The sequence below is a fragment of the Paenibacillus sp. GYB004 genome, from assembly GCF_036577605.1.
Classification (GTDB): domain Bacteria; phylum Bacillota; class Bacilli; order Paenibacillales; family NBRC-103111; genus Paenibacillus_AB; species Paenibacillus_AB oceani.
Window position 1 is genome coordinate 1 of sequence record NZ_JARBDB010000043.1, and the last position, 24,006, is coordinate 24,006.

The 24,006-nt window shown below is 44.3% G+C and carries 23 protein-coding genes; 8 read left to right on the forward strand and 15 right to left on the reverse strand.

What is annotated here, in order from left to right:
- A partial coding sequence (locus PV433_RS18310; protein WP_332073506.1) for an IS110 family transposase occupies window positions 1–988 on the forward strand: 988 nt, incomplete at its 5' end.
- A 103-nt stretch (window positions 989–1,091) separates the two neighbouring features.
- On the opposite strand, the gene PV433_RS18315 is transcribed toward PV433_RS18310, so the two are convergent.
- Window positions 1,092–1,538, reverse strand: coding sequence for a MerR family transcriptional regulator (locus PV433_RS18315; protein ID WP_332073507.1), 447 nt, complete (start codon window positions 1,536–1,538; stop codon window positions 1,092–1,094).
- A gap of 170 nt (window positions 1,539–1,708) precedes the next feature.
- Between PV433_RS18315 and PV433_RS18320 the strand changes: the two genes are divergently transcribed.
- The 4 genes from PV433_RS18320 (at window position 1,709) to PV433_RS18335 (ending at window position 5,024) form a co-directional block, all read left to right on the forward strand.
- On the forward strand, window positions 1,709–2,560 hold the full coding sequence (locus PV433_RS18320) for an aldo/keto reductase (RefSeq protein ID WP_332073508.1): 852 nt from the start codon (window positions 1,709–1,711) through the stop codon (window positions 2,558–2,560).
- A 716-nt stretch (window positions 2,561–3,276) separates the two neighbouring features.
- A complete protein-coding gene (locus PV433_RS18325) occupies window positions 3,277–3,552 on the forward strand; it encodes a hypothetical protein (protein ID WP_332073509.1) in 276 nt (91 codons plus the stop codon).
- Between the two features lie 711 nt (window positions 3,553–4,263).
- Complete coding sequence (locus PV433_RS18330) at window positions 4,264–4,530, forward strand: AbrB/MazE/SpoVT family DNA-binding domain-containing protein (protein ID WP_332073510.1); 267 nt, start codon at window positions 4,264–4,266, stop codon at window positions 4,528–4,530.
- Between the two features lie 17 nt (window positions 4,531–4,547).
- A complete protein-coding gene (locus PV433_RS18335) occupies window positions 4,548–5,024 on the forward strand; it encodes a hypothetical protein (RefSeq protein ID WP_332073511.1) in 477 nt (158 codons plus the stop codon).
- A 171-nt stretch (window positions 5,025–5,195) separates the two neighbouring features.
- Here the strand turns inward: PV433_RS18335 and PV433_RS34155 are convergent, their stop codons facing one another.
- The 4 genes from PV433_RS34155 to PV433_RS18350 all read right to left on the reverse strand — a co-directional run bounded on the left by PV433_RS34155 (window position 5,196) and on the right by PV433_RS18350 (window position 7,243).
- Window positions 5,196–5,354: a helix-turn-helix domain-containing protein gene (locus PV433_RS34155; RefSeq protein ID WP_442951548.1), complete on the reverse strand. Its 159-nt coding sequence runs from the start codon at window positions 5,352–5,354 to the stop codon at window positions 5,196–5,198.
- 156 nt (window positions 5,355–5,510) lie between these two features.
- Complete coding sequence (locus PV433_RS18340) at window positions 5,511–6,164, reverse strand: zinc dependent phospholipase C family protein (RefSeq protein WP_332073512.1); 654 nt, start codon at window positions 6,162–6,164, stop codon at window positions 5,511–5,513.
- A 385-nt stretch (window positions 6,165–6,549) separates the two neighbouring features.
- Window positions 6,550–6,711, reverse strand: coding sequence for a hypothetical protein (locus PV433_RS18345; RefSeq protein ID WP_332073513.1), 162 nt, complete (start codon window positions 6,709–6,711; stop codon window positions 6,550–6,552).
- 388 nt (window positions 6,712–7,099) lie between these two features.
- Complete coding sequence (locus PV433_RS18350; protein ID WP_332073514.1) at window positions 7,100–7,243, reverse strand: hypothetical protein; 144 nt, start codon at window positions 7,241–7,243, stop codon at window positions 7,100–7,102.
- 324 nt (window positions 7,244–7,567) lie between these two features.
- On the opposite strand from PV433_RS18350, the gene PV433_RS18355 reads away from it, so the two are divergent.
- Window positions 7,568–7,867, forward strand: a complete 300-nt coding sequence (locus tag PV433_RS18355; RefSeq protein WP_332073515.1) for a hypothetical protein — start codon at window positions 7,568–7,570, stop codon at window positions 7,865–7,867.
- A 280-nt stretch (window positions 7,868–8,147) separates the two neighbouring features.
- Here the strand turns inward: PV433_RS18355 and PV433_RS18360 are convergent, their stop codons facing one another.
- The gene (locus tag PV433_RS18360; RefSeq protein ID WP_332073516.1) at window positions 8,148–9,398 is read right to left on the reverse strand and encodes a HipA domain-containing protein; all 1,251 of its coding nucleotides are present in this window, start codon (window positions 9,396–9,398) and stop codon (window positions 8,148–8,150) included.
- Window positions 9,399–10,001: 603 nt separating this feature from the next.
- Between PV433_RS18360 and PV433_RS18365 the strand changes: the two genes are divergently transcribed.
- Together PV433_RS18365 and PV433_RS18370 are read left to right on the forward strand one after the other, a co-directional pair.
- Window positions 10,002–10,514 (forward strand): RsfA family transcriptional regulator, encoded by a 513-nt coding sequence (locus PV433_RS18365; RefSeq protein ID WP_332073517.1) that lies wholly within the window; start codon window positions 10,002–10,004, stop codon window positions 10,512–10,514.
- Between the two features lie 568 nt (window positions 10,515–11,082).
- Window positions 11,083–11,292 carry a stalk domain-containing protein gene (locus PV433_RS18370; protein WP_442951549.1) on the forward strand — a complete coding sequence of 70 codons (210 nt, stop codon included), beginning with the start codon at window positions 11,083–11,085 and terminating at the stop codon, window positions 11,290–11,292.
- Between the two features lie 699 nt (window positions 11,293–11,991).
- Here PV433_RS18370 and PV433_RS18375 read toward each other — a convergent pair.
- The 9 genes from PV433_RS18375 to PV433_RS18415 form a co-directional block, all read right to left on the reverse strand.
- Window positions 11,992–12,336: a hypothetical protein gene (locus tag PV433_RS18375; protein WP_332073519.1), complete on the reverse strand. Its 345-nt coding sequence runs from the start codon at window positions 12,334–12,336 to the stop codon at window positions 11,992–11,994.
- Window positions 12,337–12,670: 334 nt separating this feature from the next.
- Window positions 12,671–12,952, reverse strand: coding sequence for a hypothetical protein (locus PV433_RS18380; protein ID WP_332073520.1), 282 nt, complete (start codon window positions 12,950–12,952; stop codon window positions 12,671–12,673).
- Window positions 12,953–13,447: 495 nt separating this feature from the next.
- On the reverse strand, window positions 13,448–13,756 hold the full coding sequence (locus tag PV433_RS18385; RefSeq protein WP_332073521.1) for a hypothetical protein: 309 nt from the start codon (window positions 13,754–13,756) through the stop codon (window positions 13,448–13,450).
- Window positions 13,757–14,477: 721 nt separating this feature from the next.
- Entirely contained in the window at window positions 14,478–15,314 is an 837-nt protein-coding gene (locus PV433_RS18390) for a reverse transcriptase domain-containing protein (protein WP_332073522.1), read from the reverse strand.
- A 6-nt stretch (window positions 15,315–15,320) separates the two neighbouring features.
- Window positions 15,321–15,647 (reverse strand): hypothetical protein, encoded by a 327-nt coding sequence (locus PV433_RS18395; protein ID WP_332073523.1) that lies wholly within the window; start codon window positions 15,645–15,647, stop codon window positions 15,321–15,323.
- 607 nt (window positions 15,648–16,254) lie between these two features.
- Complete coding sequence (locus PV433_RS18400) at window positions 16,255–17,400, reverse strand: Rpn family recombination-promoting nuclease/putative transposase (RefSeq protein WP_332073524.1); 1,146 nt, start codon at window positions 17,398–17,400, stop codon at window positions 16,255–16,257.
- A gap of 2,026 nt (window positions 17,401–19,426) precedes the next feature.
- A complete protein-coding gene (locus tag PV433_RS18405) occupies window positions 19,427–19,993 on the reverse strand; it encodes a hypothetical protein (protein WP_332073525.1) in 567 nt (188 codons plus the stop codon).
- 985 nt (window positions 19,994–20,978) lie between these two features.
- A complete protein-coding gene (locus PV433_RS18410) occupies window positions 20,979–21,998 on the reverse strand; it encodes a DnaA N-terminal domain-containing protein (RefSeq protein WP_332073526.1) in 1,020 nt (339 codons plus the stop codon).
- Between the two features lie 509 nt (window positions 21,999–22,507).
- Window positions 22,508–23,617, reverse strand: coding sequence for a replication initiator protein A (locus PV433_RS18415; RefSeq protein WP_332073527.1), 1,110 nt, complete (start codon window positions 23,615–23,617; stop codon window positions 22,508–22,510).
- Window positions 23,618–24,006 lie beyond the last annotated feature (389 nt).

A 24,006-nucleotide genomic window follows, 5' to 3' on the forward strand; every position in this document is an offset into this window, starting at 1 on the left:
TCTCGTCGTAAACGCCCAACACATGAAGGCTGTCCCTGGTCGAAAGACGGATGTAAAGGATTCCGAATGGATCTGCGATCTCCTCCGACATGGATTGCTCAAAGCAAGCTACATCCCTGACCGAAACCAACGGGAATTGCGGGAACTGGTCCGTTACCGCCGAAGCCTCATTCAGGAGCGAGCTCGTGAGCATAACCACATACAGAAAGTTCTCGAAGGCGCCAACATCAAGCTTGCTTCCGTGGTGTCCGATATTATGGGACTTTCCAGCCGGGACATGCTCGAGGCCATGGTAAATGGCGAGTCGAATCCGGAAACGCTGGCTGGTTTCGCACGCAGAACGATGAAGAAAAAGAAAGAAGAGCTTGAGCTGGCGCTCCGCGGAAACATGAGCTCGCACCAACGCATGATGCTAAAAACAATGCTTACCCACATCGATTTCCTTTCGGAGCAAATCGCTGAGCTTGACACAGAGGTAGCCAAACGGCTCGCCCCTTTTCAGCAGGACCTGGATCGACTGGACAGCATTCCGGGGGTCGCTCGGCGAACCGCTGAGCAAATCCTTGCCGAAGTTGGAACCGACATTGCTTCGCGTTTCCCGAGTGCAGCACATTTATGCTCATGGGTCGGTCTCGTTCCAGGTCAAAACGAAAGTGCCGGCAAACGCAAGTCCTCCAAAACGCGCAAAGGCAACAAGTATCTCCGTTCCGCCCTCACCGAAGCAGCTCAATCCATACGGGGATCTGATAACTACCTTGGAGCCCAATACCGGCGAATCGCCGCCCGCAAAGGAAAACGCCGGGCCGCTGTTGCCGTTGCGCATTCGATCATGACGATCACTTACTATTTGCTAACCCGACAGGAAGAGTACAGGGACTTAGGTTCAGATTACTTTGAGAAACGACACCAAGACGCTATCGTTAGACAAACCGTCCGAAAGCTCGAAAACCTTGGCTTGCTGCGCCTTGTTTCGTATTGCCTTTTTTAGGGATACGCGCTATGAGTTATTTTCAGGGTAGCGTAATGATTCACTGTGATACTGTTCACCGCAACAGGGCTATCAGTTGATACTGGTTAATCGGCTTCGACATTCAAACTCTTTGTGTAGCCTTATAAAATACGTCACCATGCATATGTTGAATTCTGTCCCAATTGACGGGATTGGTTGTATCTGGGGTGCGGTGCTCTAGTATGGCTTGATATAGGACTGTTTTCTCTTCCAAATGAGCAACGTGCAGTTTGGCCTCTTCGAGCTTAGCGAGCGCCGCTTCCTTATGTTCCATCATGAGTGTGTAACGTTGCGAAATGGTGGAGTCCCCCTCGAGACATAAATCGATATACATTTTAATGGCCCCAATCGGCGTCCCGGATTGCTTGAGGCATTTGATGCCATGCAGCCAGTTGATCGATTCTTCGTCGAATAATCGAATATTATTCTCATTGCGCTGTACGCTTGGCACCAGACCTTTATCCGTGTAAAAGCGCACAGCGTGCTCGGTGAGTCCCGTGACTTGTGCGGCTTCTTTGACTGTATACATGTGGAATCCTCCTTGAAAAAAAGAATAATAGCCTCTTGCCTTCGTGTAACACGAAGGTACTAAGCTTATTGTAATGCAACTGAGCCGTAATCGGAATTCCCTCTCCAGTCCCCGATTTCCGGGATACGCACCGGTTGCTGTTATACATTTGATCCATAGGAGGAATTTCAATGCAAACTGTAACTTTGAACAACGGTGTGAAAATGCCGATCCTAGGCTTCGGCGTCTACCAGATTCCCGATGCTGTAGAGTGCGAGAACGCGGTGTACGAAGCACTGTCGGCCGGTTACCGCTTGATTGACACCGCCGCCGGTTACCTTAACGAGGAAGCGGTCGGACACGCGATCAAGCGCAGCGGTGTACCGCGTGAAGAGCTGTTCATCACGACCAAGATTTGGGTTCAGGATGCCGGCTACGAGAGTGCCAAGCTTGCGTTTGCAAAGTCCCTGAAGAAGCTGCAGCTCGACTATCTCGATCTGTACTTGATTCACCAACCGTTCGGCGATTACTACGGCACTTGGCGCGCGATGGAAGAGCTTTACCGTGAAGGCAGAACCAAGGCTATCGGGGTCAGTAACTTCATGCCGGATCGTCTGATGGACCTCATTGTGCATAACGAAATCGTGCCCGCTATCAATCAGATTGAAACGCACCCGTTTTACCAGCAGACAGAGAGCGGTGCTTTCTTGAAAGAGCAGGGTGTGCAACACCAGTCGTGGGCGCCGTTCGCTGAAGGACGTAATAACCTGTTTTGCAACGAAGTTCTGACCTCGATCGCAGAAAAACACAACAAATCCGTCGCCCAGATCGTATTGCGCTGGCTTGTTCAGCGAGAAGTTGTTGTCATTCCAAAATCGATACACAAAGAGAGAATCGTCGAAAACTTCGACATTTTCGATTTTACGTTGAGCGCGGATGATATGGAACACATTTCCGCCCTCGATACACGGGAGAGTCTATTCTTATCGTACCGAGATCCGGGAGTCGCCAAGATGATGGGAAACTGGAGAGTCGAACTGTAAACCTTTTGGCCTGGTCTAGTGAAGAGCAGATAATTCTGCCCCTCCTCATCAAACCATACGTGAGGTTTTCCCTCATACGGCTTTCCGATGTTCGTCATTCATGTGCTTGCGGATTACAATAGCGTTTTGAGTCCACATAATGCAGACAATGATTTTACTTCGCGTATGCATCATCGAAAGACGAAAGCCGAAACATCCAAAGGCCGCGTCTATTATACGACCCAGCAATGGTTGTGTCGTAAGGCCGAGGAGAGGATTATTTGAAAGTGATTAAATGGATGACCAGGCTCAATATCGTTCTGAACAAAGATTATTGTGAAGCCTACACATCTATTGATGGAAATGCATAGATTAGCTATCACAACAAGGAATAGGATAAGGAAGTTATCCGGATGCGACGGAAATGCTCTATACCGGATAAACCCTGATACTACCCCTTGCTTGTAACACTTGGAGTTCTGGGCAGCGTACTCTACGTGCTCTGAATGGGGGGCTCACCCAACCCTCCCATTCTTTTTATTTCAAATAAAATCCAGTCTTTTAGGTGTTGGCAATGTTCTACTCCTGAAAAGGACCTCACTGGTAGAGTATTCCCCTACATACTAAGTGTTGCTGAGAAATTTAAATTACTTAGTAACAGGAATACATTTTTATCAACACAAGAACACCCTTCTGCTAGATTCATAAACTGAGTTCAGAAAGGAGAAGATGATAACATGGGAGCAGCGACATTTTGCCTGGTTACGATTACTCTGGCCTCTATCGTTCAAACCGTTCCACCACTTCCGCCTGTAACGATTCCGGTGGGGGTCAATCTGATAACAGCCGTTCCATTTCCCGAGGTTGGAGGCAATGTCACCATTGATCTCTTGCCCATACTAGGGGTCGACCTTGATATTACGGTCCCTTGTCCGAGTGTCACGACTCAAGCTGTTGTTATTACTCCGGTATTAACTGCAAACCTCGTTATTACCGTAACTGAATCTCCGTAATGAGAACGTTAGGGATCGGGTAGCAGTGTCCCCGCTGGCTTCGGCTGGTGGGGATCTTGTTGATCCGGCTTAATTGTTCCCTTCGCCTGCCTTTGTAAGCGCGCTTACACCAGTGCGACATAAAAAAACTTTACAGAAGGGACATTCTGTAAAGTGGGTTGGCAAGTATTCTATCCAATGTTAAATAACTTGAGATGACGCGATTGCTAACCACTAGTTGCCGAATATGTAGATTGATTTTGAAAAAAAGTATCACTTTTAAAAATAAGTAAATAAATAATAAAGTTAAACTCTTGATAAATGTTTGACATTTAACGAGGTGTGATCTAAAATAATGTTAAGGCGTACTCTGTTTACACTAGGAGGTGAATGGTAAAAATAAGTCAAAGATAGTTACCACATGATTTTAAACAACCTTATTTCAGAAAGTAATGGATGAACACTTTACTTAGTAACACTTTTGGGGAACATTTTATTAGGAAACTTTAGCACCAACAAACGTGAAAAATGACAAGCTGTGCGGCAGACCAGCGTCATACAACAGAAAATTAATTTAATTCAAAGAATTTGTTGTAGAACTAGTTGATAATATGCCGTAAACAGGCGCCTATAACACTATTAAATGCACGACCAAACAGACCAAACACCATATAACTTTATCTACCTTATGGTACCTTTCAGGGTCGCGCTTAAGGAGACACAAACAATATTATGAAAAAATTTGAAACCGGAAAGCTGTCTGCCAAAGGAGTCGTTGCGATACCCATCAAAGTCAGAAACTTACTCGGTGTTGAGGAGGGTGATAAGCTCGAATTTGAACAAATCGGTGATGAAGTCATTGTTCGTGGTATTAAGAAAAAATCGATTTTCGACGCCTTTGGTGTATGGGATATCGATGAATCTTTAATAGACGTAAGAGAAGTCAGAGATCAATACCGAGAGGAGCTGATTACTGATGACTTGGCCCGTCAAAGATAACAGGAGGCATATGGTTCATGCAAAAGTACGCGGCGGACGCAAATATTGGATTAAGGATTCTCGTTGGCAACCATGACGTTGCCTTAGCGAAAAGTGATGCGGAACGGGCTGCGGCGGAGCTCATGTATCTTCGCACCCGATCCGTTTTACAAAAAGTGAACAACGGAGAAATCGTACTTGTCTTTACCGATGCAGTAATTGAGGAAATGGTATTCGTAATGGATAGAATTTATAAAGTGGCTCGTGAAAAAATATCATCGATGATTCTGCTGCTTATTGAAGCAGATGGCGTCGAAGCCAGTACAACCATTCGTGATACGTTAAGGTTGTTCGCAAAAATAAAGTTGGATTTCGTTGACATAAAGCTCAGCGTTATAAGCAAAGAGCTTGGTATTCCGATACTTACATGGGATAAAGGCTTCAAACAATTAGATAATTGCGAATATTATGCCCCTAGTGAGCTTTCCATACAAGAAGACGAGGGCAAGAACTAATATCGATTTCATAGTGTAAAGGTAGCTCTATTGGCTGTCTTTTATTATTTGAGAACATCACCATTCCAAACTCATGACAAGAGGCCGATGTAAGCTGGCAAGCCGGTCTCTTCGTCTCGTTAAGCAGTATCAAAAAGAAAAAAATTCTTTTGGGGAAATTTTTTAATGCTCTTAGATCCTCTTGAGAGTCTTTACAGAAATATTCTGATTACCACGCTCTACATGGCCTAAAAAAGAAACGTGAACCCTGACACGATCTGCGAGCTGCTGCTGAGTAAGGCCTATGGATTTCCGAAGTTTTCTTATTCTTTGGCCTATATGCTCGAAAATCTATTAAAAACCGCGTAAAAACAAGGCTTTACCATTATTTATGGTACGGTTCTCCCCGCTGTCTGTAACGGCAAGTTTTAATGCCATCATTTACGGATGGCCTTGGACTTTCCATTTTGCCTTTTACTTCCATAACCTTCAAGACACTCATCTTCTCTAAAGATGGGCAGTTATCCATTCACGAGCACTGGACAAACGGTGCAGGATAGCAGCCTGTTTTAAATTCAATAACCCCAAATCAACTGATGTTTCTATGTAACCTACTATTTGATCAAACGTAAAAACATTAAGTTTTTGATTTGCAACTTCCTTTGCGTACTCCATATCTCCCAGAACATAAGGAATGAATTCTTCGACATCTTTGGACTTAACCTCTTGTAAGTCAATGATTGTTGGAATGTAATATAATAACTTTCTCAATTCATCTCTTAAACCATAGTGCTCCAGTAATTTTCCGTTTAGTAACCTGAAATCATTATGGTATAAACCATGCATTTCTTTATCGGCATCCATTCTGTTTCTCAACCAAGAAAGATAAAAACCTTTCAGCCATATTTCATCACCAATTAAATGTGTATAATATCCCAATATATAATGACTATCTGCTTGTGAACTATATTTATTCAAAAATCCTTTATAGTCTACACTTCTAGAATAGTCTTGATGTTCACCTGTAAAGAAATGTGATTCGTTTTTAGTTGTAACAGCATCTGGAGCAATGCTTCCAAGTAAAAACGGCGTTCTATCTTCTATCGAAAGACGCTCAGCAATTCTATTTGCAATAATTACATGCATTATTCTTGAACCCACTCCTTCGTCCTCCCATTCGTCCATGAATAAACAATCTTACCACTACCTTCCTAAAAGCGGTATACCAAATCATGTTTCTCGATTCAAGATACGGGTGTTGCAAACACCCAAACCTACTATGCGATAGATATTTGGTTTGGTTCTGCCGAGTGAACGCTTATACTGAGGCAAACGTAAGCGTACTGGTCTGTGATAAAGAAAATGATCAGAAATTCCTGGACTCAAAAGATTGCACCACTAATTCAATTCTATAGAGCTGACGCCTTCAAGGCGTCAGCTTTTACTATCTCATAATTCACATAAGTTCAGATGACCAAGATGCGATTAAAACTTTCCCCTTATCAATGTACCGTCTGCCGTCCAGAGCGCGATCGCGGGCTGGCCTTCAGGACTGCAGCAACTGGTGGTTCGCCGGCATCCGGGAAACTTCTGCACTTGTCCAGCTTTGCCGCAGCACTACTTCTGCAGCCGATAGGGACGCTGATCGCAGGCTGGCCAGCTGGGTCTGCAGCAGCTGGTTCGCCGGCGTCCCAGGTACCAGCCGCACTGGCCTGCTTCGTCGCGGCATTACTCCTGCAGCCGGTAGCCAATACGCTGATCGCGGGCTCGCCTTCCGGATCTGTAGCAGTTGATCCGCCGGCTATTACTCCAGCAGCCGGCATCCAGGAGGTTGATCGCGGTTTGGCCATCCGGATCTGCAGCAGCTGCCCCGGCAGCGTCCGGGCATGCCGCACACGGCCAGCGTCGCCACTGCATAACTCCAGCAACCGGCATCCGGGACACTGATCGCGGTCTGGTCTACTGATCCGCTGAAACTGGCCCTCCGGCTCAAAGAGGACGGTCCGCACGCAGCCGGCTCGCCGCGACATTACTACTGCACCAGGGTAACCAGGGCCCCGATCGCGGTCTGGCCATCCGGATCTATAGCAGCTGGCTCACCGGCGCCCCGGCGTCGGGTGAGCCAGCCTTGTCGCGACATAGCTCCTGCTGCTGGGCATCCAGGACTCCGATCGATGTCTGGCCATCCAGATCAGCATCAGTTGGATCGGGCCCGGGTACCGGCCGCATGTGGCCAGCATCGCTGCTGCATATCTCCTGCAGCAGGAGCCAGTACTCGATCGATGCCTGGTCATCCGGATCAGCGGCAGTTGGTTCGCCGGTGCCCCGGAATACGGCCGCACGTGGCCGGCTCGCCACGACACTGCTCCTGCAGCCAGGGAGCCAGGACTCCAGCGTAAGCTTGGTTCTCCGGATTTCCCCAAGCCGGGCCGGGTGCCGCTGGCCGCGCTCTTGGTTCTCCGTTTCAGGAAACTTTTGCAACTCTATTGTTGACACTTATAAATAACAATACACTGATAATGTAAATAAATTGTTCCTGTCCAAGAATAAGGGAGTGATCTTGTATGCATAAACTTTTTTTTATTCTTATCATCTGCACAGCATCACTACTCGTATCATCATGCCAACAAAAAGAACCTAAATTTGAAAGTCATGCAGAAGTCATCAAAGTTATGGATAAAAAAGAAGAAGAACAAAAACTTAAGTGGTGGATAGAAGGCGAAAGGGCCAATACAGGTGAAAAAGTAATTATTAATATGGAACAAAATGTTTGGAATTTATTGGAGTTAAAACATTCTTACCTGATAGGTTATGAAAAATCCAAGAATAAGACATTTGTTCTAACTCAAATATTTCGACGATAGTTTATAGGTAAATCATGCACACAATAAATGGAAGTAGTTTTAATGAAAGACCCCCTTAATGACGATTAACCGTTATTATTTTTAATGAGTTTTTCAATTTTTTCATTTGGAACGCTTACTGTCAAGTCTCCCTCCCGCGCTTCCCAATCTACAAAGACAATAAAATCATCCGTTATATCTAAGATTTCATTCCATTCATATTCGTTCAGTCTCATAGATACTTCAAACATAATCTGTTCCGTTTACTTCCACCACTCACCGTAATAAGCATCTAGCGTTCTTACTTATCTTCTTCCTCCTGTAGACCGCTGTATGCAATGTTCTCTTTCACATCGGTACTGTGGTCATCCACCCAGCGCTGCGGATTTTGGGAATTAATCATCTCCTGCAAATGTTCAATTCGTCCACGTAGAGCCAGGCAAATTGCATTAGCGCGATCTTCGTCCACAAAGATCGAACCATGGAAAATATTCCGCACCTCTTTTTCAATCCCGTCCAGCGCGGACAAGTCCAGCCAATCGAAAGTGGTCACCAGCTTGATCTGCTCATTATGATCCTGCTTGAACGGCTTACAGGTTAGCTTGCCGTCTGCACGAATCAATCCGATCGGCTTGGAAAACCAGAGTGACGAGCCGCTATCGTAGATCGGCGCTGGCCCGACCCACTCCAACGTCTCCGCATGGCGAATCACGCCAAAATTGTTCTGATGCCGATCTTCATTGGCAATCAGGTAATCCACCACCATCATTTGGTCAAGTGCCTTAACAACGCTTGGGATACCCATCGCCTCGCAGCAGTTCACATAATGCTGATACACGGAAACATGATTTGGCTTTTGCTGGGTATGCATCACATACCAGGCAGTAATGAGTTCAGTCTGCGGGGTAATGAAATTTTCACAAACACTGTAAGGGTAATCTTCCTGCTCCATTAACGTGTACGGAACATGAGGGATGCCCAGCCGCTCCATGATCTTGCTGGCAATTACTTCATTATACGGTTCTTGCTGGGTCGCCCCGCTTCCCCCCTTGACCAGACAACGTTTGCCAGCCATAATCGCCCATTTCTTTTTCAGCCAGCCATCAGATGTGTTGTCCGGCGACATCAGGCTCATCGCTTCTGACGAACCTTTTCCAAACAATACATTCCCCACATCCTCCGAAAAGGGATTGTCGAAAAAGTTAATGGCGCTCCACCTTAAATCCGATGCAGACGGACGTATCCAGTATTGATCCGACAAGCTGAGTCCGTAGCTTTTATCCAGCAGCTTTTGAGTCGTAGACAGGTTCAACTCAATAAGCGCTTCTTTAATCCCGTCTCGGCTGGCCGGAATCGCACGGCCTCTCCACCATTCATTCAGTGCTCCGCGGTCTATTTTCCCCTTCTTGACAGGTATTCCTACTGGCACATGCTGCTTCGAATAGACCTGTCCAATTGCTGAAATGGAGACTGTCGCTTCATCCAGTTCAATCTCAGCCACGAGTTCATTTTTGTGCATGAGTGTGAATGATTTATTCCAGAAATCGGCCATACCGTTCACTCCATTTCTCGATACCTTCCTTCTATTATACCAAGTCAGCAGCAGCTTCGTCATAAAGGCTTTAATAATTTCCTATTTCTTCTAAAGGAATCTCAATTAATCAAGAGCCGCAACCTTATATATCCTGATTGGCGTTAAGCCGGTTGCCGCATCCATCATTGCGAGAAATTCAAGGCTTTCAGTCATTTCTTGGGAGTGCTGTTGATTCTGCTCCTTGATGCGCTAACGGTTGCGTGGTATGCGAAAACGGTTTTTCCGTGCAAGTCCTGACAAGCAATAATTCGGTTACCGCTCATCAAGAAATTTTGTCAATCTTGTCTTACTATAAATATCCAGAGTCATCCAATTCTATAAGTTGAAAACCGAATATACGGGGCTGAAATCGAGATGAATAACCTTGTTCTCTCTTCAAGCGAGACTGTAATCGTATATCGTCCGCACGTAAAAGTCCCTCCTAAATGGTTTTAAACCAATTATACGGACAAAATCTTCGATCGAAAAGGAATTTACTTTCCCCCTCCATCCCCTGCAGTATATTCAATAAAAAAATGTTCACAATGGGATTTATACCTTACAAATTTGAGGAGGATCATTGTGCTTAAAAGAAAAGATACATGGAAACCTGAAGAGGACGAGTTACTAGCCACTGTTATACTTGAGCATATTCAATCGGGACAATCACAACTGACTGCGTTCGAGATGATTGGCGAAAAGCTTGACCGTACTCCAGGAGCATGTGGTTTTAGATGGAATTCGACCGTAAGAAAGCAGTACAGTGAAAGAATACTTGAAGCTAAAAAAAGCAAACAACATCTTAAAATGAGGAGTACGAAGAAATCGGTACCAAAACCCCATGATCATCCGAATGTTCAACTACCTCGCGCAATTGTTGAGCAATTGTTGGAGACCGTTAACGTCTTGATGGAACAAATTGAAAAGCAAAAAGGATTATTGATGGAGCGAAATAACGAAATAAACTCCCTCAGAATCAAACTTGAAAATGAAAAACCACAGCAATTACAATCGGAAGATTACCAGAGCCTGATAGAGATTCTCAATAGAGCTAGACAGCTTGGTGTTTACGAAAGGCATGGTAAGATTGGCTGAACGAATAAAGATGCTTCCGATTTGACGCACCACCACAAGCGGAGTTGGCTGTACCTCGCTACTTCTCGCTGAATGGAATGCGTCCGCGACTTAACAGAACAGTTTCATGCTTAATGGGTAAGTGTACTTTGGACGAGTGGAGAGAAATCATTGATGTGTCGAACGGCAAAAAGGCTATAATCACAGAAATCCGATGAAGACGGTCACCGTGAGGCTATGCTTGACGATGGCTGCTTCACTCGGAATGAAGCCGTTTCGGGACATGTCGAACTATCAGCTGGAGTAACTACTTACGAGACAACGAATACTGAGTATGCAGGTGAGACTGACGGCGCTGCTCGTGTTCAAAAATGTGCCAGTCCGTCCAGTGAAATGGACCATTACGCCTGACGGTACGATGATGGTTCCCGCCAGGGAACTACTAGTAAGCCTTGTAGCCCTTGGATACGAACTGAAATGGGAACCGGAAGAAGAGAAGCTGACAGCGTCCCGTCGTGCCGGTCCGACATGGATCTTCCGTGCCAGTAAGCCGGATGCTGAAATTTAAGAAGACGGCGTCGTACGGAAGATCCCGCTTGACGCGGTACCTTATATGGTACCGCACCGGATCTGGATTCCCCTCAGAATGACGGCCGAGGCGAGCGGGCTTGCGGTCGAATGGAGCCCGTACGACCGGATGGTAACGGTTGGAGATCCAAACGAGCGGTTCCACTTCAATGTAACGACACGGGCGGACGTCAGCACGTCCAAGCCACCGGACTGCTTCAAGCGTAAATGAAGGCGCATTAGTAAACCAATTCGCTTCTCGATGATTCTTTCCGGATTGCTACAATGAAAATACGAACGTCATGCCCGCGGCCGGAGAACCGGCGGACTTGGTGTTGATCGGAAACCCTTACCGGTTCGACGAGACGTCAGCATCTATAGCATCTCACGCCCCCGGCGATCCCACGACACTGCGTTTCCTGCTGTTCGCTAAGACTGGCACGAGAAGCTTGGTTTGCAGCGGCCACCACGATTGATGAGATGTACGAGGTTCTTCGTCATTTCGCCAAGTATGACCGGGTACGCAAATAGTGCCAACCTTGGCTCGTTCTCCCTGGTTGAGCAGGCTTTTACCAGCAGTCCCAGCTGGTTCGGGGTGGTCATAGATATGTTGGAACGGAAGGCTTACAGTGGCTGTCCCGGGTTTACACAGAAGGCCTGGTGGATAAGGAGTATCCGCTGCTCGAGTATAGCTCGGCGATTGAACGGATGCGTAACAGATACGCGGGTGTCGGGTCGGTTGCAATGGATCAGGCGGCACGCTTGACTGTGGAGCACGTCAGCACCGAACAAAAGCGGGCGTTGTGGGTTCCGTTGTCAGGTTGTAAAGACAGACGAAATTGAGCCGATCGCGCCTTGGAATATCGAGGGAGCGGGAATATACATCATACCGCTTACTGTCCCAGTCTGCAAATGCCCGGATTGAAAGAAGTTACTCTCCTTCCTTTAGTGCCTCCCTCGCCTTTTGGCCCAGGTCATCCTCGATTGGGGCCGGGTAGAAGAATACAGCATCTTTTTGTCTGCGGTGGTAATTATTTTCGTCGCCGTAGAATTGCAGCGCTTTACGCAGTCTCTTGGACTCCTGTCCAAACTCACCTATGTCGTTGGCATAATCAGTTTCGAGGGTTTGGACTCGTTTTTGAAGTCTATCGATTTCTTCGGCCTGTCTCTCTACTTCCCCAAGTAGAAATTCAGTCGTTTCGGGAGCTATGGCGATTAATTTAGCATTAGCCCCGTTTTCCAGTTCTAGATATTGACTTTCAATTGCTGTTCCCATTCGAACTACGTGCCCATCGTCCGTTTCTTCCTATACCCACGGTCCCGGCGTTACCGCTGCAAGAATCTTTCCTTATCTCTGCTATATTCTCCTCTAAATTAGGTTTTATGGGGTTACCACACCTTTCAAATGAAAATGCGGCAGGCTGTCCGTTGAACAGTGCGGCATCTGTATGTTGTATCGTAATCTATCCTTTTTCTTTGTATTGTGGACAGTTACCAGCGAAGCCTTTTCAACTCGATTCCGTTTTCAGGTTAGACTACTATACTCATAGTGATAATAAAAAGCCTCATCCGCGGTACTGTTTTGGGTTAGACTTTCCATTTTAATTGAATCAACGTTTCGTACCAGTGATCGCTCTAGATTCCATATCCCATTCCTTAAAATGCCTCATACATACACCCATCCCATAAACTTCACCATTACACTTCCATGCAGCACACTTTTTAATGGTTGTTGGTGTTGCCGTTTCTACATTGGCAAGTATGGATGACTTTTTATTTATGTAAACAGAAGATAGCGTGCCACTTTTTTTCCTATTTCGATGATAACACTTTACGCATAATCCTTTTGCGTAGTGTTTGTTCCCGCATTCAGTGCAAGCTTTATTTTCCAAACTCTGCCCCTCCTCAAATCCGAAACTCATTAGATTATTTATATGTTAAAATGACATACAATCTGCTGTCAATGCTTACCGCTTTAGGAGATGTCTGCTCTACATCACCGACTTGGATATCAGGGGAAAGTGGTGCTGTAAATAAAAGAGCAGGTTCCAACTGATCAGACGCTCTTTCTTGTGATGCCTTTGACCACACGGCAGGCTTCGAATTACCCCCTACTGCAAATAGTTATTGTCTTCGATTTGTATCCATACACCAATTCAATGAATCTCTCTTTGTTCTTGAACCTCCAGGAATACGAGTGCTCGTCCTCCTTGTCGATATTGAACTCAAGGTGATCTTGTTCCGGCTTGGTATACATTCTATCGAGTTGCTTTTGAAGCGCTTTTCGCGCACGTTCTTGTTTCGTCATGGGTTATCCCTCCAGTTTGTTATTCAAAGCGCGAAAGATAGGAACCCCCGTTAAGGAAAGGTCCGTTGTAACAACGCTTTTACACGGCTAATAGCCCGTGATTCCAATGGGCTGGCATATTGCTCTCAACTTTAAATGCATATTCAAGATGTTCTTCATTTTCGTCATCGAAGACGATACCAATATCTGCATAGGGACCATAGTCGTGAGAGTTCCATTTAATCGTGTAATATGCTCCTTCGGGTGGCTTAACGTGGATTTTTTTGAGCAGTTCCATGAATCTCATGCATTCATCCCGCATTGCCGGTTTGTAATCAACACTTATTCGAACATGTGCGCAATCTTCCTCATATGGCGCCGGCCCAAGTTCCAAATAATTTTTTGCCATAGTAATAATCCTCCTATAAGTACAAATCCGAGTACTTGCTTTTAATTGCCGTCTTATTGCCCGTACCCACTTGGAATACTGGATAGACGGGCCATCCGAAGAATCCTGAAAATTCACCTGCCAGAGCCCCAATTCCCCTGCTCTTTAGATTTTTCGCTAATCGCCTCTATCCCCGCACCGACTCGATCCGATCATTATTCATTGTTCGTTTCCCCCATCTCAAATGCATATTTATAAAATAAAAGCCGAAAGGAACGGTCACTAATGTAACCGAATCTTTCAGCTTGTAGGCGCCACGGAAATAAAAATAGCCCTATAGGCGCACGTCTTCTCGAAAGACATACTGCCCATAGGGCTTGATACTCGCGATAAGGTAATAGAAAGAATTGTATCTGAGAAGAATTATACCACAGGATATTGAATTCGTCATATCTCCTTTTAAAAGAAAAGTTCCTTGTCGAATTAACGACAAGGGATTGGGCGTCAGGCAAACGCCCACTGCTTTTTTAAGATTTTTTCTCCGCGGTTACGAGTTCGCTTCAAGAAGTAAGGTTTCTGGCCAGACAATATGGACTTAAAACGCTCTTGTAATCTGTATGCACATGAATGACGAACATCGGAGAGCCGTATGAGGGAAAACCTCACGTACGGTTTGATGAGGAGGGGCAGATTCTCTGCCCTTCACTCTAGTACTCCAACAGTTTCTTTCTTAATCTACCGTTCAATCTAGCTTTTCAAGCTGTGCAGTTTTGTAGTCGCAGTGGTATAGCGAGAAGTACTGGTAAAACTCACGGAGCATTCTTGTAAGTTGCTTTTGCTGATCTCGTCGCTTCCAATGGCTATGCAATTTGAGCCACGCTCCGACACGTTCCGTGAATTTCCGGCAACTCTTCACGCTTGGTATCCGTATGAGGGCAAATTCACCTTTCTTACCTGTTCCATAAACATGTTTAAATCCCAGAAAATCGAAGGTATCCTGCTTCTCGCCGTATTCCGCCTTGCGTTCCCTTGCAAATCGTCCAAAGATCATAAGGCGCGTTTTTTCCTCCGCCAGCTCCAGGTTGAATTTCTTCATCCTTTCATTCAACAGCGTTTGGAAGCTTTCCACATCTCTCTTGTATTCGAAATATGCAACGTAATCGTCTGCAAAACGAATGAGGTAAGCTTCTCCTTGCACGCATTTCTTGAATCGCTTCTCGAACCAGAGGTCCAGTACGTAGTGGAGATAGATGTTCGCTAGCAGCGGACTAATTGGCCCACCCTGTGGCGTTCCTTCCTCATTGCGTGTAACGACGCCGTGTTGCATGACTCCGGCTCGCAACCATTTTCCAATGAGATGCAAAATGGTCGGGTCGGCTATCCGTTGCTTGACCATTTGCATCAGCCATTCATGGTTGATGTGGTTGAAGTAGCCGCGAATATCTGCTTCGAATACGTGTCTCACTTTCTTGGTAACAATGCAAGTCCTGAGCGCTTTGAGCGCCATATGGGGATTGCGTCCCGGTCGGAATCCATACGAGAAGTCCAGAAAATCCTGTTCGAAAATTCGCTTCGACAATCCTCGTTACCGCGCGTTGAACCAGTCGGTCCTCCACCGAGGGATTCCCAGTGGTCTGGTCTTTCCATTTCCTTTGGGAATGTCTACTCGCCTTACGGGTGGGGCTTTGTAGCGATTTTGTCTAATCCGACTCCACAGGTTTTCCGTCAGCTCCTTCAAGTTCGATTCGAATTGCACCGTTGTTTCTCCGTCCACTCCGCTTGCTCCCTTGCGGTTCATCATCCACCATGTCTCCTGCAGAAACTCTGGGGTGATGAGGTGCGCCAGTGACGTGAAGCGAAGCTTCTTATCTTGCCGAGCTTTCTCTGCTATCTTATCCAGTTGTGTTGACATACGGTGTCCACCTCTGCGTGTGGGGTATGTTTCGCTGATAAGAGCTCGACTCGGCTGCGTTGGTGCTGTCGGTTTCGGGTATCCTTGCAGAAATGTACGCTCCCGCATATTCTCCATGGTACCTTTCATTGACCCACGCCTCCTACGGTTCGGCCCTTCCCTGATGACGTCGACTTCATCAGGTACTACTGCGTCTGCTGGACTTCTCATGATAAATCTTGTTTCAACCGCGATTTGTAACTCATCTCCTCACGCCCATGAGACCTCCCACGGTAAGACGATTCACTTTCCTTCAATGTACCCGCATCATTTACACGGGCATGTCTGTGTAGTGAATTGGACCTTGCTTTGTTTGGCAAGCTCATCCCACGCCTTGTGCCTGATGATGTTCGTGTTCCTCAGGTTTGAAGTTTGCCTCCGGCTTCCTTTAGATTCCATCTTGCGATGGACACCCTTGCCCTTGGCTAGTGGTTGGCCACTACCAGCCCCCACAGCGGACTTTCACCGCCTAGTTAATCGCCATGCGTGGCACACCAAAAAGAAGAGCTGGCATTCACAATCGCCAGCTCTTCTAAAAGTACATTATTGGGGTAACTAAACCCACCAGTTAATTGCTCGGCTTAGATTCCAGCAATTCTTTCACCTTGACTACCGGGATCTGAGTAGCTTGGGAAATGTCCTCAAGTGACATACCCATTGCGTGCAGGCGTTTTGCTGTTTCGAACTTTTCGTTATCTCGAACATAATCGTCCCGTGAAGCGCGATCCGCATAGCCCTTTTCCCTTAGATCCGCCATACGTCGGATCTCTTCATCTGCGCTAAGGAAAGTAAGTTTCTCGTCCGCCCGTTTTATCATTTGATCCATTTCAATGACCTCCTTCATAATTGATTCGGAAGCATCCCCTGACAGAAAGAGTAACCATCGATGAAGGGGATTATTCAATTGACTGTCTAGCGCTTTAAATTTTGGATATTCAATGAAATGAATTTCCAAAAGATCGGTCAGTTTAACGTGGGTTTGATCTTCATAAAGATGGTAATGTGAATGATAGGGTACACCGTTTATGAGATCAAATCCAAGTATATTAATTACAATCGTTTTGCGTAGATCAGAGTAAACTCCCCGCTTCTGGAAATTCTCCGTATACAGCCGCGACCAATAGAAAAGTGTCCGAGGAATCATGTTGTACTGATTTAATAATTGTACTTCGATATCGACCTTTTCGCCATCAACCAGCTCGGCCTTAATATCGAGGATACCTTGTTTGTCATCAATCTTCTCACGGGTCAATTTTTCTTCCCAAATGGTCAAGTCGGTAATATCCGATTCGAGCAATGCATTCAGAAACTGAATCAAAAGCTCTTTATCGTGGTTTTCACCGAATAACTTTTTGAACACGACATCGTTCAAGGGTTTGAGTTTCTTCATGGTTCTTCCCCCTGTTGTCTCCATTTTATCATATTTTACAAAAATGTGGGCATCTGTTAGCCCTTGATTCTTGAGTTCATCCACAAGCTGCTCGTGGTTCTTCGTAGCTTCGTGATATTTGGCTTGCAGATATCTTGTTTTTGAATTATTGAAGCCTAGTTTGTACATGGCATCCGGAAGATGTTTAGCTCTTTCTAGATTTCCATTGAAGATACTCCGTTCGATTGTCGAATTCCATACTTGATGATATGGCGGATTCCGTTTGCGGGTTTCCCCGCAAGGTTCTTTTCCTTCAAGGATGATACTTTCTAGTACTGGTAGCATTCCATGATATTCGTGTGGCCTTCTTTACGATAAAGGCGTGTCGTAAGGAGAGCTTTTGTTAGAATCCTTGTGCCAGATGCGGGTCGTAAGTTTGATTTGTTAAACGGGAGATGAGATTCGGACCGATAATCAGTAAGGACCGTTACCAAGAACCTCATTCAGGTGTTCTTCAGAATTTTTGAAAGTAAACTGAGTACTTGCTTTTAATTGCCGCCTTATTGCCCGTACCCACTTGAAATACTGGATAGACGGGCCATACGAAGAATCCTGAAAAATTCACCTGCCAGAGCCCCAATTCCCCTGCTCTTTAGATTTTTCGCTAATCGCCTCTATCCCCGCACCGACTCGATCCGCATTATTCATTGTTCGTTTCCCCCATCTCAAATGCATATTTATAAAATAAAAGCCGAAAGGAACGGTCACTAATGTAACCGAATCTTTCAGCTTGTAGGCGCCACGGAAATAAAAATAGCCCTATAGGCGCACGTCTTCTATAAAGAAAGACATACTGCCCATAGGGCTTGATACTCGCGATAAGGTAAAAGAAAGAATTTGATCTGAGAAAAATTATACCATAGAATAATTAATTCGTCATATCTCCTTTTAAAAGAAAAATTCCTTGTCGAATTAACGACAAGGGATTGGGCGTCAGGCAAACACCCACCGCCTTTTTAAGATTCGTTCTCCGCGGTTAAGTAATTCCTGAATGTAGCTATCCGGCCAATTTTCCAGGGGTGCTTCCATCCTCTGAATGTCAATGATGCATTGGGTTTGCTTACATAGACGTACCATGAAGTACGGACCGCCCTCTGAAAACTTCCGCAGCACCACAATGAATGAAGCCTTACTGAAATAATCAAGAATCATATGGTTCCCACCCTTTAGCCGGGCGGTCTGGGGGATAACTCAATTATAAATTGATTCGGATAATTGTTTAGTCCATTTGTATTTGAAATCATATATTCGTTTTTCAACTCGCAAATCTACACATCATGCGTTCATCGTTTCCCGAAATTTATTACAGGTCAGACAATTGATTGTTTCCTTCGTGAATCTTGACAAAGATCGATATACCTCATGCCGTGTCATGTCTCACAGTTATTGCATCGAGTGGCTTTAGATTAAGAAAGAAACTGTTGGAGTATCTATATATAAAGCCGGCAGATGCAGTCCTCGAATAGAGGTGATTGCAGCTGTCGGCTTGTAAGCGCAAATAAATAAAGCCCTATAAGGGCACTCTTCTAAAAAACATACTGCCTATAGGGCTTAACACTCGCAATAAGGGCATAATCATAGAATAAATGAATATGTGTTTAAAATAGCATAAAATAAGAGTTTTTGAAATTTGGAATTCTTCGAAGATGGATTCCATATATTAATACTCTTTTAATAATTATTAAAGATATGTTTTATTCGGCGTAAAAATTTTATGGCGGGGGCATGTACATTTTTATGGGTATCTTCTACCCATCAAAAATTTATGAATAACCCATAAGATTTTTGGGGGTAGCAGAGGTTATTTAAAACATAACCGTAAAAAATTTATGGGTATACATTGGTTGTCGATATGTACCCATAAAATATTTATGGTTAGATAACGTTAAGATTTTATGCCCTACCCAAAATATTTTTATGCCTATGGTTATGTTGTGCATAAGTGTCCCAAGTAAGGTTGTACCCAATGCCGGCCGTATCCATGAAGAAGCCAGCACTAGGATATCCCACTTCAGACAAGCCTCGACGGATGAGAAGTGCTTGTTTTAAAAGTGAAATTATAAAGGGTAACTAGCTATCGTATCCGATAGCTTACTCAAACACAAAGAAGTAACAAACCTACCTATTCAGATCCTTAAAGGTCAATCAACCTCGGATGGTAAGTAAGGGGATTTAACCAAGAGTAATGTGAAAATAACCCCCAAGCCACTACAATAGTGAAACTGAGGGTTATTTTCAAGTAAATACTTACAGTAAGAATGCTGTAATTCAAAAAAATAATTTTTGGGTAACCACTCAAATTATTATTACCTTAAATCGAATACTTTTTCTTATTTTTTAATAAATCAACACCAAGGCTTTGCCCCAAATCCTTAATTGATTTTGCAGAAATATTTAGATGTACTTCTGCTTGTGCTTGATTTGTCACGGATAGTTGGATGTTTGATGGATTTAGATCGACAAAAAATTTCTTTGCATAATAAATCTCCTCAGCTTTTGCCTCGTATCCGGTTTGATAATTGTCTATTATATGTTGAAGTTTTTTACTTTTCTCTTTCGACAATCCATTAGGTAGCTTTAGATTCTTATATCCAAGAGCAGCATCCCTAAACGTATTCTCTGCCTCATTCAACAATGACATCTCCAGCTTTGAGTCAGCCTTTGTCAATTGTAGCCTCGTTCTATCAGATAGGCCCCTTGCCTTTTCTTCCAAATCGTACAGTCGATGTACAACCGCAACAACTGAATTAAGTTGTTTAACTTCACTATCCTCCCATAAACCTTCAATAAATCTCTTACCCATACTACAACCATTTACAACTATCAGTAATACCACTAAAGTAATAAAAATTGTAGTAGGCTTTGTTTGTTTTTTCATTCCTAACCCCCGCAAGTGTTTAATTAAGTCTGGGAATATTTGGCATTATTAGTTTTAGTATCGGAAATGTTTCGATAAAATTAATATCCAATAATACAATTTGATTTGCATATTATATTCAACGCCTGATTTCTGGTTTCAACCCCTTTCCCTACACTTGAAATATTGCAAGCAATGGAGGGGTCTTTAGATTGTTCTCTAAACTGACTTCCTGTGAGGCGTTCTGAGGGCTCTACACCCAAAATAAGCTTTGTATATAAGTGGTAGTTAAGGGGCTGTAATGAGGAATAAATGCCTTTTGCCCATTGTTACCTTTACTCTTCACTTCACGAGAATGAACATTCTGACATTCATGCTAATCCTTCAATAACTCATACTTCCGATACTGAATAGTCCCGTTGTAGTACAAGTATAATTGGAAGTAAGTGCAGTTTACTACAAATACCTCCAGTCGAGATATTTTCGCCCTTTCGAACTTGGTAATCGTCGACGGCCCAATGCCTCCCTCCTGTAAAGATCGCGGTATATGGGGAACTGCTGCTTGCCGGATTGGATATCGGAAATCCCCAGCTCAGCGTCGTCCCCTATATAGAACAGGAAGGCGATTGGTTGTTCACTAAGGGCAAAACGAAGTCAACACCGTATCGCGGCAAGGATCGGAACGGCACTTACTTCCATCTTCCTAAGGGTGTATCGTTGTTGCGTCTGGGTACGCCTGGTGCATGGTACCTTGGTCGGCGCATTTCTAGACACGATCCTCTTTAACGTGCCGCTTAACGATGCTTTTGCCGCCTTCGCTCCGACAGCACCAAAGGTGCGGAAGTCTGGTAGCGCTATTTATCTAGCTGGGGATCGTAGCCCCTGGCTTCTCTGGCTGCGTTCATCCTCGTGTTGCGCTTTGCTAGGTCCAACACGAGCGATGATGAAAAGAAGCGAGTAAAAGAAGAAGAAACCGCCATCCTTAAAAGCCGGACAGCGGTTTTTTCTATTTCACGCCTGGTAGCGGGACATTTTCACGATCACGAACGCTATGTATGTAAATAGACTTCATATCATCTGCAAGCATTTGTTGAAAAGCATCTTCAAGTAAGGTAACGTATCGGGAACGAATCCAATCAGCTACAAATGGATTCGGTGCGTATATATGTATGCCCGCATCATCCAATATGCAAAACGATGGAACCAGCCATGTTTGTATGGAGTGAAAAGCTACCCTTCTACCGATAATTTCTAGGAACATCTCCCATATTTCTTTATCGGATGGTTTAATTTTCGATAATAATTGTGCTTCCCGAATTCGGTGATATTCTTCTAGTTCTTCGGGGAGCATGCGGCGCCGCGGCGCAGGGGATCCTTCTTCGAGTATTCTGGAAAACTCAGCAGAAAAATCATACTTTTCCGGGAGTTCAATTGTTTCGTTATACTTGCCCATGAGCTGTTTCAGAAAACGGTCATGTTGACTTTGAAGTTTTGGTGAGAGCTTGAGTAGGTGCTCTTCGCTTAAATACGGGACAGAAGTTCGCAATTTGTAAAGTATAGAATCATCCGTATGGTAGTGATCCGGGTCGGAACGCCAGAATCGATATATAAAATAATGATCTTCCAAAATGTCCAAATATTTTTTAACCGTGGGAACAGTCTTCCCCCATTTTTCAGCCAGGGTTTCGAGCTCTGGAAAGGAAAAGTCTTTTTTATTGCCGTCGGCATCATATCCGTAGCAATGACGGATGAGCAATATAAACGTAAAGACAGCTTCTCCTCCTATGACGGGAGACCAAAAATCGAGAAGATAGTTTTCGACGGTTGTATAGTTTGCTATTTTGCTATGAATCGGCAAGCCGAAACGGTCTAATGAAAAGTTTTTCACGTACTCTTCATCGAAAAAAATCTTGGTTACTTCAGATTCCAAGTAGTCCTGATCTTTCCCTCCCCGTTTTCGGGTACGCGGAATCATATTACCGGTGCGTTGATACCGGTAATATCTGGGCTTATTTTGTTCTCCCACTGCAAGCCACCTCTCTGATGTTCTCATTGCAACCAGAGGGAGAATTCGCTATAATATAAGCACAATGAGGATTACGCGCTTATCGGTTGCGAATTCTCTATTTCCTCAGAGAACCTTTTTAGTCCGCCAAGACAAAGAAAAAGGTTCTCTTTTATTTTGTTCGACAATTATTGTTGGAATATCTCTCTATGAAATTATTGTAGACTTTAGACGTCCATGCATCAACAGTGTACCTTAATCGACGTTTTGGTGTACTTACATCGACGTTTTGGTGTACTTAAAAATGCGGTTAGTGTGGTTAAAAACGCGAAATGGTGTACTTAATTCAACGATATAGTGTACTTAAATCGACATTATGGAAAGAGAGATAAATAAGATCTTTTTAAAAGAAATAACGACCGATCCTCTCCCGCTTTCGCGAGAATATGGGTGTACTTAAATCAACGTTTAGGTGTACTTAAATCGACTTATGGAAAGATGGTGTACTTAAATCGACGTTTACGTGTACCTTAATCGACGTTAAATTGAAAGCTCAATTGAACTGGATCATGTAACTGCGGCGGTCTTGAATTCGCAAGTATTGGAGACGGATCAATTCTTATTTTTTCAGCTCCGGATTCGTCCAAAAAGTGTTTGAAATCATAGATTATACCCAGACTAGACATCTCTTGAAAAGCGTTAATTAGGGTACTGAGACGCTCGGATGGTCTGGGAGCGGTGATATTAACTGTCATGCAGAGCTCGTTAACATACCACTCCTGAATCCCTTTAAGAGATTGGGCTGCTATAAAAGGGTAAAGTCCTTGGGCCGCGCTGCTGCTTAAATCCTCTAAAAGGGCCATACTGATATAAATGAAGTAACCGGACTGAAGGGAATCGTAGATATAGTCCGAAAAACGCACCCTGGCCTTCTCGCCGGCTTCAATTTCTGCGACACCCTGCATGATGTGGATAAATTGCGTTTTAACTTTCTCGCCGTTTAAAACAAAATTCTCGAATTTAATTTCTGTCCGGAATAACGTAAGCAGCGAGTTTCGAATATCTTCATAGGTCTTGCCGCTCTTTGGGCGGTTCAATTTTTTGGCGATTTCGTAGAATGAAACCTCAATTTCCTTTCCGCGCCCCTTCTCTTCCCATAACTTATGCATAACAAGAAGCAATTTGGCATCTGTAACCGTTAATTCCATATCCCCGAAATGTCGGATGACAGCTCCCCTGCTCTTCCGCTCAACGAGCAATGACTGAGGGGCTTTCTTTCGCCGTTTTGTAACAGAGAATGCGCCGGCCTCAGCTACATTTCCTTCGAGCGGGTATTTGGGATGCTGATATAGTTCTTTACGAAGCTGTATCGCTTCTTCCCAAATCTTTTGTTCTATTTCATACTGCTTAATTTTTTCAACGAGTTTATTATTGCCTGGATCAATTTTTTTTTGCTTCCGTAGTTGATCCAGCTCCGTTGTGCACGAAACAAACTTTTGATTTAATTTATGCTTCGGATATCTTTGATAGTTTTGAGCGATTTGCGTAATATTTTGGCTTCTTAGGTCGGCGCTGATTGTTGTGGAATGAAGCATTTCATCCATTAAATGTTGCAGTTTTCGTGGGAGCGCTTCAAGCAAGCTACTTCCCTCCTTCATGATCACTAAGGCTAGTGTACCATGAAAATATTCATAAGTAAGACTATTTTTGCCCCAACCGGATTTATACTACCAAGAATGACCGCCTATCATATTCGACCGGCGTTTTGATTGGCCCGAAGGAGTAATGGAGGAAGCTCCCATAATCGCGGAGCTGCCAAACATCCGTTTAATCTCATCTGTCGTTCTCTAACGTAATCAGTCGGTCACGATCGGTCGGAAACATGGGCATCTGATAGACTTCGTTTTTCGCTAGATCGGATAGTGACAAGCTAATTTTCTTACATGCAAGCCGTTCCATTGCAAAGCACATTATTGAGATTCGCAAATATTATCCAACAATAGATTGAGATTCTCTTTTTTCATCTTTG